Here is a 15,329-nt window from a genome sequence, read left to right on the forward strand (position 1 = left end):
CGAGCCTCTGCCTCCCGATCGGGAGGCAGAGGCTCGCGGCGCTTCTTTTCTAGCTCTTGGCATACTTTTTGCACAGCCGTTGCTGTAGGGGAGGGGGAAGCTCCGATACTCCTCTGCGGGAGCTCGCACTTGGCGCTTGCCTCGTGGACTGCTATCCCTCAGCGCTCTGACTGCTATCCCTCACGGTGCTGACGGACGTCCCTCAGTGCGCTGAAGGGTATCCCTCACGAGCACCCGAGTAGGGGAGGGCGGAGTCGCCCCTTGTGGACGACCGTTCGGCGGGGCAAGTTGCCCGTCCTTAGGGGATGTGGGCTGGCGCATTGCTTCGACTTTGTCCCCTTTTATGTATCTTTGTCCTAGATGGGCCGACTTATGGCCCTAAAACGAACAGATGTGTATGGCACTACTGAAGAAGTCACGAGCGGCAGCTGATAAGCCCCTAGAGCTGGAGCTGGAGAAGGTACTCCCGGAGATCTTCGAGGCACTGGCTGCAGAGGGCTATCGTCCTACTCGAGACACCGATATACGTATCGTATATAAGAACGAAGGCACCTACTTCTGTTTCTACTACCGTACCGAGGACCCCGAGTTCCTCATGCTGCGGGCGACCTTCGAGCGCAGTGTCTACGAGGACGTGCACGAGGCCTTCATCTATAAGGCTTGTGCGGCGACCGACTTCGATCAGAAGGTCAGCAAGGCCTATGTAGACGATGAGGGAGATCTGGTCTTCTCGGTCGAGAGTTTCCTCCTGCCGGGGACGCCTGTGGCGCCCCTAGCGCTGCGGCTCAATGATGCCCTGGCGGCGACGATCGCCTTCTTCCACCGCAAGCTGCCCGAGCTCGTCAAGGAGTACGAGCGCGAGGAGGAGCTGGAGGAGGAGCTTAGCCATGTCTCAGGGCTGCCGAACTAGCCCTTGCTCGCTGCGGGCACCGCGCTCGGAAGGTCGATACACCTCCCTCTGCGCACTGCACGCAGAGCTCTGAGTCTCAGACTATACTAGGGCTGAGGCTGAGAGCGTTAAGACAATAGGAGAGGCTGTGCCCTCCTGCCCCGACGGCGCGTATCCGAGGGGCACACTGATGATGTTTCACTCTAAAGGCGACTACTGACATGAATACAAGGAAGTCCCTACTCCTGCTTGGAGTAAGCCTCGTGAGCCTCTGCGGGCTCCAGGCACAGAATGACACGCGCTACCTCGATGACTCCTATTATAGCCGTAAGGATATCAAGAAGATCGACGAGGAGCAGCGTAGGGAGGCCGCACGCCGTGAGGCCATCTACCGCGCCGAGCGCGAGGCCTGGGAGAAGAAGCAGGCCGAGCTCGTCGCTAGCTACAAGCGAAAGAAGGCCGATCAGGAGCTAGATGCCTACAATGGACACCTGGCCCTACCCGAGGACACCATCCAGCTGACGCGCGCCGAGCTGGCTCGGCTGCTCGCCGATCAGCGTAAGGAGAAGGATGTACGCGTGTGGGGACCCTACTCCTCACGTCTGCAGCGCTTCTACGGTGATGGCTCGACCATCATCGATGGCGCGCGCCGCGTCTACATCGATACTGATCCCTGGGGCGACCTCGACTACCGCGTCGCGGGCCCAGACGTCTACGTCTCGGTAGGCTCACGTCCCTACTGGGGGAGCCGCTGGGACTGGGACTGGAGCTGGGGTGCTAGCTGGCACATGCCCTCCTGGAGCTGGGGCTACTCCTCCTGGAGCTATCCCCGCTGGGGAGGCTGGTATGGCGGCTATGATCCCTATTGGAGCTCACCCTACTGGGGCTATTCGTCCTGGGGCTATCCCGGCTGGGGTAGCTACTGGAATGGCTACTACGGTGGCTACTATGGCGGCTACTGGGGCGGCTACTACGATGGCTACTGGGGCAGCCCCTACAGCTGGGGCTATGCCGAGGGGCGTGCCTATCGTGCCTACAGCGACCACTACTACAATAATAAGTATGCCCCTGGGGTCTTCTCCAATGGAGCCCTCAGCCAGTCGCGCGCCTCACGCAGCGCCTACAGTGCCTATACGGCCGTGCGCGACGGCGAGGTACGTGATGGCGTATGGCAGCCTCGCAGCACGGAGCGCAGCGGCTACTCCACGAGCCGCAGCTACGAGCCTCAGGGCTACGACCGCGGCAGCTATCAGCAGAGCTATCCTGCACGTAGCTACGACCGCAATGTCCCCTACGAGCCTCGCCGCTACGAGAGCTACGAGCCCTATCGTAGCCAGGGGAGCTCCTCCAGCTCGGGAGGCTACCGCAGCAGCACCTCGAGCGCGGGCAGCAGCCAAAGCAGTGAGCAGCGTGGTACGGGCGGTAGCGGTAGCGACTACAGCGGACCCGCACGCCGTCGCTAGACAGCCGAGCCTCAGATATTCCTAAGAATTAGACTAAGATGACTCAGTATAAGATCCTCACAGGGCTGGCGCTGATGCTTTGCCCCCTCACGCTGGCAGCGCAGAGCGAGACGACGGCACTGCAGCTCACCCACGCCTATGAGCCTCAGGGCTCGGCACGCTATGCCGCCCTCTCGGGCGCTATGGGTGCCATCGGCTCTGACCCTGCCTCCATCGCCCGCAACCCAGCGGGTATCTCCCTCTTCTCTGGGGCCAATCGCCTCAGCCTCACCTACGGCTACGATTGGTCGGTGAATAAGGGCAGCTGGTACGGGGGCAGTGAGAGCAAGATGGAGAACTCGGCCTTCCGCTTCAAGGAGCTCTACTATCAGATGGGCGCCAAGGGGGGCAGCAACTTCTCCGTCGTCCTGGCGGCGCGCAATGCCGGCCGCTTCGACCGCAGCTTCAGTGGCTACGCCTCGGGCATCGCAGCGAACTATCGCCGCTCCGAGGGTACGAGCAGCTTCGACAACTCCCTAGCCGACTACGCCGCTGCGGGGGTGAATAACCTCCAGTACGACCAGAACGGGCAGCTGATCCCCGATGCTACGCTAGCCTCGCGCAATGCCTTCTCTAATGGCTACCCCTGGCTCAGCATCTTCGGGGTGCAGGCAGGCTGGATCAAGTCGCCCAACGGCCGCGGCGGGCTCTACTCCAATAATTACCTCGACGGCTCGGGGCGCATCATGCGTCCCTCGGCCGCCTACCTGACCCTGCATGAGACGGGCGCGATCACGGACTACGACCTAGCGGTAGCGCTGCGCGCCACCGAGACGCTGCGCTTCGGGGCGAGCTTCACCTATACGGACATGAGCTACAACCTCTCTTCCTCCTATCGTGAGGACTTCGAGGGGGGCGACTACCTAGGGCTGCAGAACCGTGTGAGCATCTCCTCGGGTGGCTTCCGCGTGGGACTGGGGCTGCTCTATGAGCCCTTCGATGGGCTGCGCGTAGGGGCCTCGCTCTATACGCCGAGCTTCATGTACACCAATATCGACGCCAGTCCTACGGTGACGCCGCGCAAGGATGACCGCAATCAGACGCCGCTGGTAGGCCCTGCCACCGCGGCCACGGCCTTCCGCCTGCATACACCTTGGCGCGTCGGTGCTAGCGCGGCCTACATCATCGGCCACCGCGCCATCCTCAGCGCCGACTACGAATGTGCCTTCTACGGCAGCATGCGCCTCGGGGAGACGGGACGCTCCGATATGTGGGATACGGGTAGCCGCTACGATGCGGACAATGAGCGTATCGCCGCGCACTACACGGGCGTACATACCCTGCGCCTCGGTGCTGAGCTGATGGCTACACAGCGCCTGGCGCTGCGTGCGGGCTACCGCTACAGCAGCAGCCCCGTCAAGTCGGGCGTCGTCTCTGAGGGCTACGCTCAGGGTGAGGTCTTCGTCCCTGGGACGCAGGTGCACTACACGCTGCCTGGCGCGCTGAACTCCTTCTCGCTGGGGGCAGGCTATCGCATCACGCCTGACCTCTCGCTGGATCTAGCCTTCGTCTCGCAGCAGCGTACCAATCAGGTCTTCGCCTTCCCCTTCGTCCGCGACTACGGCCCTGTGCTCAACCGTCGTGACCCCGATGTGCAGAGTGGCAAGGTGCAGCCTGAGAACCTCCTTGGTCTGAAGGGAGCCCAGGAGTCCCTACGCCAGCAGGAGGTGCTCCTGTCGCTGACCTATCGCTTCTAGACTAAGCTCTACCCACAACTACTCAATGAATAGCAATTCCTATCCCTACGAGCAGTCTGCCTCGGCAGACTACGCCGTACTCGATACAGCCGTCGTGCAGCGCTCGCTGCAGCGCACCTTCCTCTGGATGACCCTCGGGCTGGCGATCACGGCCTTCGCAGGCCTCTTCGCTGCCGATACAGGCTTCGTCAATACCATTGCACTTACCTTCTGGGGCTTCGTCATCCTAGAGCTGGTGCTGGTCTACTTCCTCTCCGCGCGCATCGAGAAGATGAGCATGCCCGTAGCTACGGCCTGCTTCGCCGTCTACGCTGCTCTGAACGGCCTGACGCTTAGCCCCATCTTCCTCGTCTATGAGCTGGGTTCGCTGACGACGACTTTCCTCATCACCGCCGGTACCTTCGCCGCTATGGCGCTGGTCGGCTACACGACCAAGCGCGACCTGACGAAGCTCGGGAGCCTACTCACGATGGCCCTCATCGGGATCATCATCGCCTCGGTCGTCAATATCTTCGTCGGGTCTAGCTGGCTAGGCTACGTCACCTCCTATGCTGGGGTGGTGATCTTCGTCGGGCTGACGGCCTACGATACGCAGAAGATCAAGCACATGCTGCTGGCCACCTCTCAGGATGAGGAGCGCACCAAGCGCGTGGCGCTCCTCGGCGCCCTGTCGCTGTACCTCGACTTTATCAACCTCTTTCTTTTCCTGCTCCGCATCTTCGGTGGGAGGAGGGATTAACTGATTCTATTAGCTGAAGTGTTCAGGCCCGAGTCGGCAGCCCTAGGCTGTCGTCTCGGGCCTGGATTATTTGAGGGGGAGATCCTCACCAGGGGCTGCCGAGGGCGCCTTACCGCAGGCTGTGGCAAAGTGTCCGTAGCGCCTTCGCTGAGCGAGAACAAAGTGTAGGATAAATACGTATATTTGCTAGAGATTTAGCCAAGGAGAGAACAATGGACGCAGCGTCAATAGAGCGGCTCATCCAGATGGAGGCCGCGCTCAACGCCTGGACCGAGCTAGGCGATCGTGCCGAGCTACTACTCGAGCAGATGGAGGCAGCAGCCCCCCAGCTCGAGGCCTTGATTCGCTACTACAGCTCGCCCCAGTGGCAGCTGGACTACCAGCGGAGCAATAGCGGTGAGTACCCCGAGGAGCTGCCTCAGGGAGTACTGAGTGAGGATGCAGTCTTTGATCTCTTGACACAGCTCTACGCCCACATCCAGGCCGTCAAGGCCCTAGATGAGCGCATGAAGGCGATCCCATGACAAGTCTATCGTATACCTAACACTATACACCAATCAAGCTATGGAGTACAACCTCAATCCTATAGCCCGCGCGCTAGGGAAGCAGCCCGCCGAATTCACCAAGGCTGACCTCATCCACTACATCGTCTCGAACGATATCCATGCGCTGAACTTCCGCTACACCGCTGCCGACGGCCGCCTCAAGGAGCTTAACTTCGTCCTCCAGGACGTCGACTACCTCGACGAGGTACTCTCCTCGGGCGAGCGTGTCGATGGCTCGAGCCTCTTCCCCGGCTTCATGGAGGCGGGCTCCTCCGACCTCTACGTGGTACCTATCTTCTCCTCGGCCTTCCTCGATCCCTTCGCTGACGAGCCCACGATCAGCTTCTTCTGCGCCTATATGGACAAGGATGGGCAGCCACTCTCGATCGCACCCGACCAGATCCTGCGCCGTGCCGCCCAGGCCTTCCGTGAGGTCACGGGCGGGCTGGAGTTCCACGCTATGGGCGAGCTCGAGTACTATGTGATCAGTCCTAAGGAGGATGGCTACGAGGCCGTAGACCAGCGTGGCTACCATGAGATGGCTCCCTTCAGCAAGCAGATCGCCTTCCGCACCGAGGCCATGCGCCTCATCGCCCAGTGTGGCGGCCAGATCAAGTACGGCCACGGTGAGGTAGGGAACTTCAGTACCGAGGAGTACAACTACGAGCAGAACGAGATCGAGTTCCTCCCCGTACCCGTCGAGGAGGCAGCCCGTCACCTCCAGCTCGGTAAGTGGATCCTCTTCGAGCTTGGCTGGCGCATGGGGCTCAAGGTCACCTTCGCCCCCAAGATTATCGTCGGCAAGGCGGGTAGCGGCATGCACATCCATACCAAGATCGTAGACAAGCAGGGTGTGAACCAGTACGTCGATGCCGAGGGGCAGCTGACGGATACCGCGCGCAAGGCTGTGGCTGGGATGATGAGCCTGGCGGCATCGCTGACGGCCTTTGGCAACATGAACCCCACTTCCTACCTCCGCCTCGTGCCTCATCAGGAGGCTCCTACGACGGTATGCTGGGGCGACCGCAATCGCTCGGCGCTGGTGCGCGTGCCGCTGGGCTGGAGCGCCAAGGTCGATATGTCGAGCCTGGTCAATCCGCTGGAGCAGCCTCAGACGAAGCGCTACACGAACAAGCAGACGATCGAGTTCCGTGCCTCCGACGGCTCGGCCAACGCCTACCTGCTGCTGGCTGGGATCACGACGGCCGTACGTCGCGGCTTCGAGCTGCCTAATGCCCTCGAGCTGGCCAAGCAGACCTACGTCTCGGTGAATATCCACAAGGACGAGTTCGCCTCCTCGGTCGAGCACCTCGACAGCCTGCCTGCCTCCTGCGTCGCTTCGGCTGAGCGCCTGCGTCAGGATCGTGCTGCCTACGAGGCTATGGGCGTCTTCAGCCCTGCGGCCATCGACGGCGTGATCCGTCAGCTCGAGACCTTCGATGATGCCGACCTGCGTGCCAAGGCCCAGGCCGACCCTGAGTTCCTCATGGAGCTCGTAGAGCGTCACCTCTACTGCTAGGGAGCGCTCGCGCTGTCTACAGCCTAGCTAGATAATAAAGAAGCCCAATCCAGTGTCCTCCTTGTGAGGCATGCTGGATTGGGCTTCGACCGTTTAAGAGCTCGTCGGCATCCTGTAGCTGCTCTGCTGCTCCTTGGGGTCCGTGGGACGCCGTGCTGCGGCAGCGCTATTGGCGACGAGAGTTGGGTCTTTGTCTCTCCCGAAGCGTCCACGCTGGGACGAGGGAGGTATGAGTTTCTCAGCAAAGGTACTACAATCTCCCTTTCCTACCTAATTGAGGGGAGGACGCTGCCCGCGTTTCCTTCTCGTTCACTCCTTCGGGGAAGCCGAGTAGGCTAGGGCTAAGCGGCTTAGATCCGAGAGCACTGCGTACTACTTAGAGGCTAGGGGGAGCTAACTGCCTTCGCTGGGCGAGTTCGCTACTTTTTGGGATGATCGGCGGGCTTGGGCTGAGCGGCACCCTTGTCGTGGGGAGGGAGGTCCTTGCGGTGCTTGGAGAAGAAGTCGCGGGCAAAGTCCTTGCAGGCGAAGGGTAGGCGCACGAGCTTATGCAGCGGCAGTAGGCCACGGCACTTGTTGTAGTAGGTCCGCTCCAGCTCGGCCTCCTGCACGCTAGCGTTGAGCGTGTAGTCGAGGTGCTTCTCTAGCTCGGCATCGGTGAGGCTCTTGTCGCCCTGACGTATGCGCTTGCCTAGGGGAGCGCCTTCGCGCCAGAGCAGGTAGCGCTTCGTGTCCAGCTCGTCGAGGATGGGCATGATGTCCTTGGCCTCCTTCTCTGTGAGGCTGAGCTCCTTGATAAGGTAGGTGCGCTTGGCGCTGCGTATCTGCTGGTGGAAGGACTCGTGCTTGGGCTTGGCGGGGCGCTTGGGCTGCTGTGCCTCCAGCGGGCTGAGCCAAAGGGTAAGGGTGAGTAGGCTCAGTAGGGCGGTTCGTTGGGTCTTTGTCTTCATTCTGTCCTATGCTTCGAGACTTGTCCTATTCTTCTAGGGGCTGATCGCTGGCCTCCTCGCTGTACACGGCATCCACAGCCTCGAGGTAGCTGGCGTGGGCGCCGTAGTCACTATAGTAGCTGCGGTAGTCCTCGTCGTTGAGCTCTGCGGAAGCGAGCGTCGAGCTCGTCGGCTGCCCTTGCTGAGGCGCTAGAGCACGGATCAGGAGATTGAGCGAGATGAAGACCGCCGTTAGGTAGACGATGGGGCGTAGGCGTATCCAGAGGCTCGGCTTGGGCTCCTCGGCCTCAGGCTCCTCCTCGGGGATCTGCGTGAGGATACGCTCCTCCAGCTGGGAGAAGTAGTCCTCGGGGACGCTGTAGTGCTGGCGGCTGTCCTCCGCCTGGGGTAGTTCGTGCTGCTTGTTCATAGACACTGGTGGAGGCGCGTGCTGCCTCTCGTAGTTGAGACAAGGCAAAGGGGCTAAGGTTTAGTCACTGCTCTTGAGCTGCTCGGTGACCTTTTTCATCGCTAGGTGATAGGAGGCCTTGAGCGCGCCCTCGCTGGTGCCGGTGAGGGCAGCCATCTCCTCGTAGGGCATCTCGTCATAGTAGCGTAGACGGAAGACGAGTTGCTGCTTGGGCGGAAGGCTAAGCAGTGCCTTCTGGAAGCGGAGTTCGGCCTCGTCGGCGTCGAAGTACTCGTCCGCCACCAGCCGTCCCAGCAGGTAGCTGGCCTCCTCGTCGCTGCCGGCGTCGACACGCTGCTCCTCCTCGCTGCGCCGCTTCTTAATGAAGTTCAGCGCCTCATAGGTGGCGATGCGGTAGAGCCAGGTCGAGACCTTGGCCTCGCCTCTGAAGCCGCCGATGGCCTCCCAGGCCTTGATGAAGGTGTTCTGCACCAGGTCGTCGGCGTCCTCGTGTACGTAGACCATGCGGCGTATCTGCCAGTAGATCTGCTTGGAGTAGAGGCGTACGACGGTGGCGAAGGCGCTGCGGCGTGTCGCGGGATCGGCGAGCTGGCGCTGCAGCTCTTCCTCGGTGATGGTCGGGTGGGGCATGGAGGCTTAGTCTACGATCCCTGGGGTGATCTCATAGTGTAGGGCGCCGTCACGGAGGCTGATGACGAGGCTCTGCCCTGGCTGCAGCTGCTCGCTCAGGATGTAGTCCATCAGCGGATCCTCTACCTCACGGCGTAGGCGGCGGCGCAGCGGGCGAGCCCCCTGCGCGCGGTCGGTCTCGTGCAGGGCGAGCCACTGGCGCGCCTCGGAGGTGAGGCTGAGGCCGTAGCCGAGGGTGCGGACACGCTCGATGAGCGGTCGCAGCTCGAGGGCAAGGATTTCGGTGAGCGTAGCATCATCCAGCGGAGCGAAGGTGATGAACTCATCGACGCGGCCGATGAACTCTGGGCTGAAGCGACGCCCCAGCGCCTTGCGCACGATGGCCTCGCTTCGCCTACCGCTGTCCTCGGGCGTATAGCCCAGTCCGTGGGCAAAGTCCTTGGCCTCGCGCGAACCGATATTGCTCGTCATGATGATGATCGTGTGGCGGAAGTCCACGACTTGCCCCTCCGTATCCGTCAGGCGCCCGTCCTCCAGCAGCTGCAGGAGGATGTTGTACACATCGGGGTGCGCCTTCTCCAGCTCGTCCAGCAGGATGATGCGGTAGGGCTTGGTGCGTACAGGCTCGGTCAGCTCCCCTCCCTTACCATAACCTATATAGCCTGGGGGTGCGCCGATGAGGCGTGTCACAGCGAAGGCCTCGGCGAATTCACTCATATCTATACGTACCATGGCGTCCTCGCTGCCGAAGAGCTCCCGCGCGAGCGTCTTCGCTAGATAGGTCTTACCCACCCCCGTTGGCCCAAGGAAGAAGAAGGAGGCGGGACGCTGCTCGTCGCCGAGGCCGAGGCGTGCGCGCTGTATCGTGTGGGCGATGCGTAGGACGGCCTCGTCCTGCCCCAGTACCTGCGCCTTGAGCCGCTCGGGGAGGCGGCGCAGCTGCTCCAGCTCGCCCTTGGTCGAGATACGCTCCAGCGGCAGCTGCGTCAGCTGTGCCACGGCCTTGTAGAGGTCCTCGGGGTAGAGGCGTCGCTTGGAGCGCACGCCGCTGCGGGGCAGGCTGCCTACCCTGAGACGCGTGATCGTGGCGGCGCGCTCGAGGAGCTCGATGAGGGCGTGGGGCTGGGGCAGGTGCCCCAGATAGCGATCGCAGAGCGCGTAGATCAGCTCCTGCTCCTCAGGCTTGATGTCGATCTGATAGGCCTTGCGCAGCTCGTGCAGGCTCTGGTGCATCATGCGCTGGCGGCCTTCGCCCTTGGGGAGGGGCTCGAGCATGATGGGCTCGAGGAGGCTGCGGGCGATGCTATTGCTCTCGGTGATCTGTCGGTAGCCCTCGGGGCTCGTGGTCGCGACGAAGGGGATGCGCAGCTCGCGGGCGTAGAGTAGCAGCGGCGTCAGGAGCTCGATACCCTGCGTCCTGCGGCTGACGAAGTACTCCAGCCCGTCGATGAGCAGCAGCACCTCGGGGTGGCGGCGCATACGGCCGATGATCTGCTGCAGGGCGAGCTCGTGGCTGCCGTACTCGAGGAAGCTGTCCTGTAGCCTGGCGAAGTCTAGGAGCAGGCAGGCCTCGTAAGGGAAGCCCTCCGGGACGCAGCGCTGCTCGATGTCTAGTGCTAGGCGTAGCAGTAGGGCGGTCTTGCCCACGTGGGCAGGTCCTACGAGCAGTGGGATGCACAGCCGCTGGCGTATCAAGGCCTGCTTGAGCTGATCCAGCTCCTCCCCTCGCTGTAGCGGGGTGGGGAGCTGGTATTCGTTGAGGCAGGGGCTAAGGAGTCGAATGACTTCGCCTAAGGGCTGCAGCGCCCCTGACTGACGGTGCTCGTGACGCAGGCGCTGCTCCTCGGGGCTCTCGGCCGTGTCCCCCTCTGCGTCAGCGCTATCCTTCCCAGACTCATCCTCGTCTGCGGGGCTGGTGCCGAGCAGGCGTGTGAGTAGGTCCTGTGCCTCTCGTCCGCGGAGCTCATGGACCTCGGGGCGACGCTTGCCGTGCGTGTCGGCGGCCGCCCCCTTACGCGGGGCGATGATGCTGATCTTGCTGATGCCGATGGGGAAGTCGGGGTCGGCGATGAGGCGCTTGAGTTCGTCTAGTGGACTGACGGGCTGCTCCTCGAGGGCTGCGGGCGTACTGGCGTCCTCCTCGTGCTGCTCGGCGGCCTCGGCCTGTGTGGGGGCAGAGGCTGGGGCTTGGCTAAGGCGCTGCTTGATCTCGCCGAGGCGCTGCTGCCAGCTCTCGGGGATCTGCCCTGCGCTGAGGTAGTCGCTGAGGAAGGTGTAGGACTCGCTGTAGTAGATACTCAGCAGCAGGTGCAGGGGGCTGATGGCCGAGTTGTCCAGTATGGTGCAGATACGTGCGGCACGTGCCAGTACCTCGTGCGCCTCGATACTGTAGATGGAGGCCTCGCCCATGGGCTCCTCCTCGCGGCTGGCCTCCTCGGGGCGGGCGGCGATCTGCGTCTCGAGGGCTGTCATCAGCTGGGCGCTGGAGACCCCGAGTTCGCTCAGTACGTTGATGGCGGTACTGGTCCCCTCCTTGAGGATACCCCAGAGGAGTAGCTCAGGCGTGATCTCGCTGCGGCCGAGCTGGAGGGCCTGCTCGGTGGCGAGCTCGAGGGTGGAGCGGAAGGTGTCCGTATAGTTGTACTTCATAGCGACTGTCTGCTTTAGGAGAAGGGGCGGGGGCCCAGCTCGGGGGCTAGCCCTGTACCTGGATGGCGTGGAGACGAGCATAGTGCCCGCCGAGGCTGAGGAGCTCCTCGTGTGTCCCCTGCTCTACGATGCGCCCTGCATCGACCACACAGATCAGGTCGGCGTGGATGATGGTGGAGAGGCGGTGGGCGATGACGATGGTCGTACGCCCCGTCATCAGGCGGTCGAGGGCGCTCTGCACGAGGCGCTCGCTCTTGGTGTCGAGGGCTGAGGTAGCCTCGTCGAGGATGAGGATGGGCGGATTCTTGTACACGGCGCGTGCGATGCTGAGACGTTGGCGTTGGCCGCCCGAGAGCTTGCCCCCGCGGTCGCCGATATTGGTGTCGTAGCCCTCGGGGAGCTCGTCGACGAACTCATCCGCGTGCGCCACCGCGGCGGCGCGCTTGACCTCCTCAAGGCTAGCGTCACGCACGCCGAAGGCGATGTTGTCGAAGACCGAGGCGTTGAAGAGGATGGGCTCCTGATTGACATTGCCCATCAGCCCGCGCAGCTCGTGCAGCGAGACCTCGCGGATGTCGGTGCCGTCGATGGTGATGTGCCCCTCTACGACGTCGTAGAAGCGCGGGATGAGGTCGACCAGCGTGGACTTACCCGAGCCCGAGTGCCCGACCAGCGCAACGGTCTGCCCCTTCTTGATCGTGAGGTTGACGTCGCGCAGCACCCATTCGTCCTCGTAGCGGAAGGAGACCTGCTCGAGCTTGATCTCGCGGTCGAAGTGCAGCTCCTTCGGCTCGGCGGGCTCCAGGATATTACTCTCGGCCTGCAGGATCTTGTCGATGCGCTGCATGGAGGCCATCCCGCGACGGATGTCGTAGATGCCCTTGCTGAGCTCCTTGAGGGGGTTGATGAGGCTGTAGAAGATGACCAGATAGTAGATGAAGGCCGAGGCGTTCATCCCGCTCTCATGGTTGATGATCAGCGTGCCCCCGTACCAGAGGACGATGGCGATGGTCATCGTGCCGAGGAACTCGCTCATCGGGTGCGCCAGCTGCTGGCGGCGCATCACGCCCATCACGGTGCGGCGGAAGCGCTCGTTGCTCCCCTCGAAGCGCTCCGACACGTAGCGCTCGGCGCGGAAGGCCTTGACGATGCGCAGCCCTCCGAGGGTCTCCTCGACCTGGCTGATGAGCTCGCCCCACAGCGTCTGCGCCTCGAGGCTATTGCGCTTGAGGCTCTTGCCCACACGCCCCATGACGAAGCCCGCCAGTGGCAGGACGAGGAAGACGAAGAGCGTGAGGCGCCAGCTCAGGACGAGCATACTACCGAGGTAGATGATGATGAGGATGGGATTCTTGAGCAGGAGGTCGAGGGAGCTCATCACCGAGTTCTCCACCTCGCCGACGTCCCCCGTGATGCGTGCCAGCACGTCACCCTTGCGCTCCTCGCTGAAGAAGCCCAGCGGCAGGGCGAGGATCTTGCTGTTGAGCTGATTCCTTAGGTCGCGCACCACGCCCGTACGTATGGGCACGAGGAAGTACATCCCGAGGTAGGTGGCCCCCACCTTGAGGAAGGTCATCACCGTCAGGTATACCCCCAGTATAATTAAGGTATAGGAAGCCCCCTCGCGCTCGATGAGCGAGGAGACGAAGTAGGCAAAGTTGTGCGAGGCTACCTTCGTGAGGCGGCCCCAGTCCTCGGCGCGACTGAGGTCGATGCTCGACCAGGGGATGAAGGTCGTCACACGCTCCTCGATCTGGAAGAGGATGTTGAGGATGGGCATCACCAGCGAGAAGGCCAGGAGGTTGAGCAGGGCGCCCAGTATGTTGAAGACTACAGCTAGCGACAGATAGCCCTTGTAGAAGGGGGCTATGAAGCGCCTTAGGAGTAGGAGTATATCTTTCATCTAAATGCTCGGCCTCGGGTGGGGGAGGGCGCTGCGCTCGCTTCGGGCGCTGGCTCGTCGCTGCCCCTGCCTAGGCTGTCTATTATATATCTAATGTATAACTACTATAAATCAAAGATACGATAATCAGCGTAAACCAATCGCGCCAAGCCGCCCGCCGCGCCTGCCTCCCGAGGCTCTGGGCTGGGCTTAGGGTCGAAGGTCGGCCGCACCTCGTCTTGCTTGCGGCCTGCTTCGCCTTGTGTCGGCCGTCCGTGACTGCTATCCCTCGGCGTGGTGACGGACGTCAGTCAGCGCTCTGAGGGGCGTCAGTGGGGCGGCTGACTGATGTCGGTGGGCGAGGACTGCCTTGTCTCTGTGGTAGCTGCTACCTATTATATAAGGGTACGACGAATTATAAACAGGCTAGCACTTCTTGTCTCAGAGCTCTACTTCCATTCTTCTCGTCGGCTTCTCTTTTCCCGGCCTCGCCGTGCTGTGAGCCCAGTCGAAGCGCTGTCCTCGCCTTGTTCCCGCCTCCCTAATCCCCTTATATGACCGCACTTGCGCACGATTTTTTCTTTTGATTTGGATTGTATTCAGGAAAAGCTCTATCTTTGCAACCGCAAACCGAGCGAGGGGCGCGACAGAAATGAGATACGATAGCGAGGCTGGCTGACGATTAAGTCGCAGCAAGACGCAGAGCAAAGGATCACCGCGCTGATTTGGTGGTTTGGATAAAAGCTCTTATCTTTGCACTCGCAATCAAAAAAAACGGGCAGCTAAGCTGAGAGACGCTTACTGACTGACTTTGAGAGATCTTTGAGATATTTGATATTGACAAACAGAAGTGTAGTAACAAACGTTTAGGGAACAAAAAGACCTAACCGTCAATACGAACCTTACTTAGGTAAGAACACTAATGAATCTGAAGCAAGAAACATCTTCGGAGCAAGATAAACAGAAACAAAGTACAATAAAAATATTGACAATGAAGAGTTTGATCCTGGCTCAGGATGAACGCTAGCGATAGGCTTAACACATGCAAGTCGAGGGGCAGCATGGTCTTAGCTTGCTAAGACTGATGGCGACCGGCGCACGGGTGCGTAACGCGTATGCAACTTGCCTCACAGAGGGGGATAACCCGTCGAAAGACGGACTAATACCGCGTACACTTATCGGAGGGCATCCTTTGGTAAGGAAATGAATTTCGCTGTGAGATAGGCATGCGTCCCATTAGCTAGTTGGTGAGGTAACGGCTCACCAAGGCAACGATGGGTAGGGGAACTGAGAGGTTGAACCCCCACACTGGTACTGAGACACGGACCAGACTCCTACGGGAGGCAGCAGTGAGGAATATTGGTCAATGGGCGAGAGCCTGAACCAGCCAAGTCGCGTGAAGGATGACTGTCTTATGGATTGTAAACTTCTTTTGTAGGGGAATAAAGAACGGTACGTGTACCGTAGTGAATGTACCCTACGAATAAGCATCGGCTAACTCCGTGCCAGCAGCCGCGGTAATACGGAGGATGCGAGCGTTATCCGGATTTATTGGGTTTAAAGGGTGCGTAGGCGGCCTGTTAAGTCAGCGGTGAAATCTAGGAGCTTAACTCCTAAATTGCCATTGATACTGGCGGGCTTGAGTGTAGATGAGGTAGGCGGAATGCGTGGTGTAGCGGTGGAATGCATAGATATCACGCAGAACTCCGATTGCGAAGGCAGCTTACTAAGGTACAACTGACGCTGAAGCACGAAAGCGTGGGTATCAAACAGGATTAGATACCCTGGTAGTCCACGCAGTAAACGATGATTACTAGGAGTTTGCGATATAGTGTAAGCTCTACAGCGAAAGCGTTAAGTAATCCACCTGGGGAGTACGCCGGCAACGGTGAAACTCAAAGGAATTGACGGGGGCCCG

Annotated in this window: 11 protein-coding genes and 1 rRNA gene; 7 read left to right on the forward strand and 5 right to left on the reverse strand. The window is 61.0% G+C overall.

Annotation, left to right across the window (positions count from 1 at the left end):
• The first annotated feature begins 397 nt into the window (after positions 1-397).
• The 6 genes from Q0248_RS01825 (at position 398) to Q0248_RS01850 (ending at position 6,891) form a co-directional block, all read left to right on the forward strand.
• Positions 398-910, forward strand: coding sequence for a hypothetical protein (locus tag Q0248_RS01825; RefSeq protein WP_299319058.1), 513 nt, complete (start codon positions 398-400; stop codon positions 908-910).
• 200 nt (positions 911-1,110) lie between these two features.
• The gene (locus Q0248_RS01830; RefSeq protein ID WP_299319061.1) at positions 1,111-2,352 is read left to right on the forward strand and encodes a hypothetical protein; all 1,242 of its coding nucleotides are present in this window, start codon (positions 1,111-1,113) and stop codon (positions 2,350-2,352) included.
• 38 nt (positions 2,353-2,390) lie between these two features.
• Positions 2,391-4,088, forward strand: coding sequence for a transporter, Ompp1/FadL/TodX family protein (locus Q0248_RS01835; RefSeq protein WP_299319063.1), 1,698 nt, complete (start codon positions 2,391-2,393; stop codon positions 4,086-4,088).
• Positions 4,089-4,113: 25 nt separating this feature from the next.
• Positions 4,114-4,827, forward strand: coding sequence for a Bax inhibitor-1/YccA family protein (locus Q0248_RS01840; protein ID WP_299319065.1), 714 nt, complete (start codon positions 4,114-4,116; stop codon positions 4,825-4,827).
• A gap of 212 nt (positions 4,828-5,039) precedes the next feature.
• Positions 5,040-5,351: a DUF4298 domain-containing protein gene (locus tag Q0248_RS01845; protein WP_299319067.1), complete on the forward strand. Its 312-nt coding sequence runs from the start codon at positions 5,040-5,042 to the stop codon at positions 5,349-5,351.
• A gap of 40 nt (positions 5,352-5,391) precedes the next feature.
• Positions 5,392-6,891 carry a glutamine synthetase family protein gene (locus Q0248_RS01850; protein ID WP_299319069.1) on the forward strand — a complete coding sequence of 500 codons (1,500 nt, stop codon included), beginning with the start codon at positions 5,392-5,394 and terminating at the stop codon, positions 6,889-6,891.
• A gap of 419 nt (positions 6,892-7,310) precedes the next feature.
• On the opposite strand, the gene Q0248_RS01855 is transcribed toward Q0248_RS01850, so the two are convergent.
• Genes Q0248_RS01855 through Q0248_RS01875 form a run of 5 tightly spaced genes read right to left on the reverse strand, consistent with a single transcriptional unit; the run spans position 7,311 to position 13,432 of the window.
• A complete protein-coding gene (locus Q0248_RS01855) occupies positions 7,311-7,841 on the reverse strand; it encodes a hypothetical protein (RefSeq protein WP_299319071.1) in 531 nt (176 codons plus the stop codon).
• Between the two features lie 25 nt (positions 7,842-7,866).
• Positions 7,867-8,250 (reverse strand): hypothetical protein, encoded by a 384-nt coding sequence (locus Q0248_RS01860; RefSeq protein WP_299319073.1) that lies wholly within the window; start codon positions 8,248-8,250, stop codon positions 7,867-7,869.
• A 60-nt stretch (positions 8,251-8,310) separates the two neighbouring features.
• Complete coding sequence (locus Q0248_RS01865; RefSeq protein WP_299319075.1) at positions 8,311-8,880, reverse strand: RNA polymerase sigma factor; 570 nt, start codon at positions 8,878-8,880, stop codon at positions 8,311-8,313.
• Between the two features lie 6 nt (positions 8,881-8,886).
• The gene (locus tag Q0248_RS01870; protein ID WP_299319078.1) at positions 8,887-11,529 is read right to left on the reverse strand and encodes an AAA family ATPase; all 2,643 of its coding nucleotides are present in this window, start codon (positions 11,527-11,529) and stop codon (positions 8,887-8,889) included.
• A 46-nt stretch (positions 11,530-11,575) separates the two neighbouring features.
• Positions 11,576-13,432, reverse strand: coding sequence for an ABC transporter ATP-binding protein (locus Q0248_RS01875; RefSeq protein ID WP_299319080.1), 1,857 nt, complete (start codon positions 13,430-13,432; stop codon positions 11,576-11,578).
• Positions 13,433-14,399: 967 nt separating this feature from the next.
• On the opposite strand from Q0248_RS01875, the gene Q0248_RS01880 reads away from it, so the two are divergent.
• A 16S ribosomal RNA gene (locus Q0248_RS01880) occupies positions 14,400-15,329 on the forward strand; the annotation flags it as partial.

Source organism: uncultured Porphyromonas sp., from assembly GCF_938046015.1.
GTDB lineage: Bacteria > Bacteroidota > Bacteroidia > Bacteroidales > Porphyromonadaceae > Porphyromonas.

What these genes read in the sequence shown, in the direction of transcription:
- Q0248_RS01825 (WP_299319058.1), top strand. Translation starts at nt 398, where the DNA reads ATGGCACTACTGAAGAAGTCACGAGCGGCAGCTGATAAGCCCCTAGAG.
- Q0248_RS01830 (WP_299319061.1), top strand. Translation starts at nt 1,111, where the DNA reads ATGAATACAAGGAAGTCCCTACTCCTGCTTGGAGTAAGCCTCGTGAGC.
- Q0248_RS01835 (WP_299319063.1), top strand. Translation starts at nt 2,391, where the DNA reads ATGACTCAGTATAAGATCCTCACAGGGCTGGCGCTGATGCTTTGCCCC.
- Q0248_RS01840 (WP_299319065.1), top strand. Translation starts at nt 4,114, where the DNA reads ATGAATAGCAATTCCTATCCCTACGAGCAGTCTGCCTCGGCAGACTAC.
- Q0248_RS01845 (WP_299319067.1), top strand. Translation starts at nt 5,040, where the DNA reads ATGGACGCAGCGTCAATAGAGCGGCTCATCCAGATGGAGGCCGCGCTC.
- Q0248_RS01850 (WP_299319069.1), top strand. Translation starts at nt 5,392, where the DNA reads ATGGAGTACAACCTCAATCCTATAGCCCGCGCGCTAGGGAAGCAGCCC.
- Q0248_RS01855 (WP_299319071.1), bottom strand. Translation starts at nt 7,841, where the DNA reads ATGAAGACAAAGACCCAACGAACCGCCCTACTGAGCCTACTCACCCTT.
- Q0248_RS01860 (WP_299319073.1), bottom strand. Translation starts at nt 8,250, where the DNA reads ATGAACAAGCAGCACGAACTACCCCAGGCGGAGGACAGCCGCCAGCAC.
- Q0248_RS01865 (WP_299319075.1), bottom strand. Translation starts at nt 8,880, where the DNA reads ATGCCCCACCCGACCATCACCGAGGAAGAGCTGCAGCGCCAGCTCGCC.
- Q0248_RS01870 (WP_299319078.1), bottom strand. Translation starts at nt 11,529, where the DNA reads ATGAAGTACAACTATACGGACACCTTCCGCTCCACCCTCGAGCTCGCC.
- Q0248_RS01875 (WP_299319080.1), bottom strand. Translation starts at nt 13,432, where the DNA reads ATGAAAGATATACTCCTACTCCTAAGGCGCTTCATAGCCCCCTTCTAC.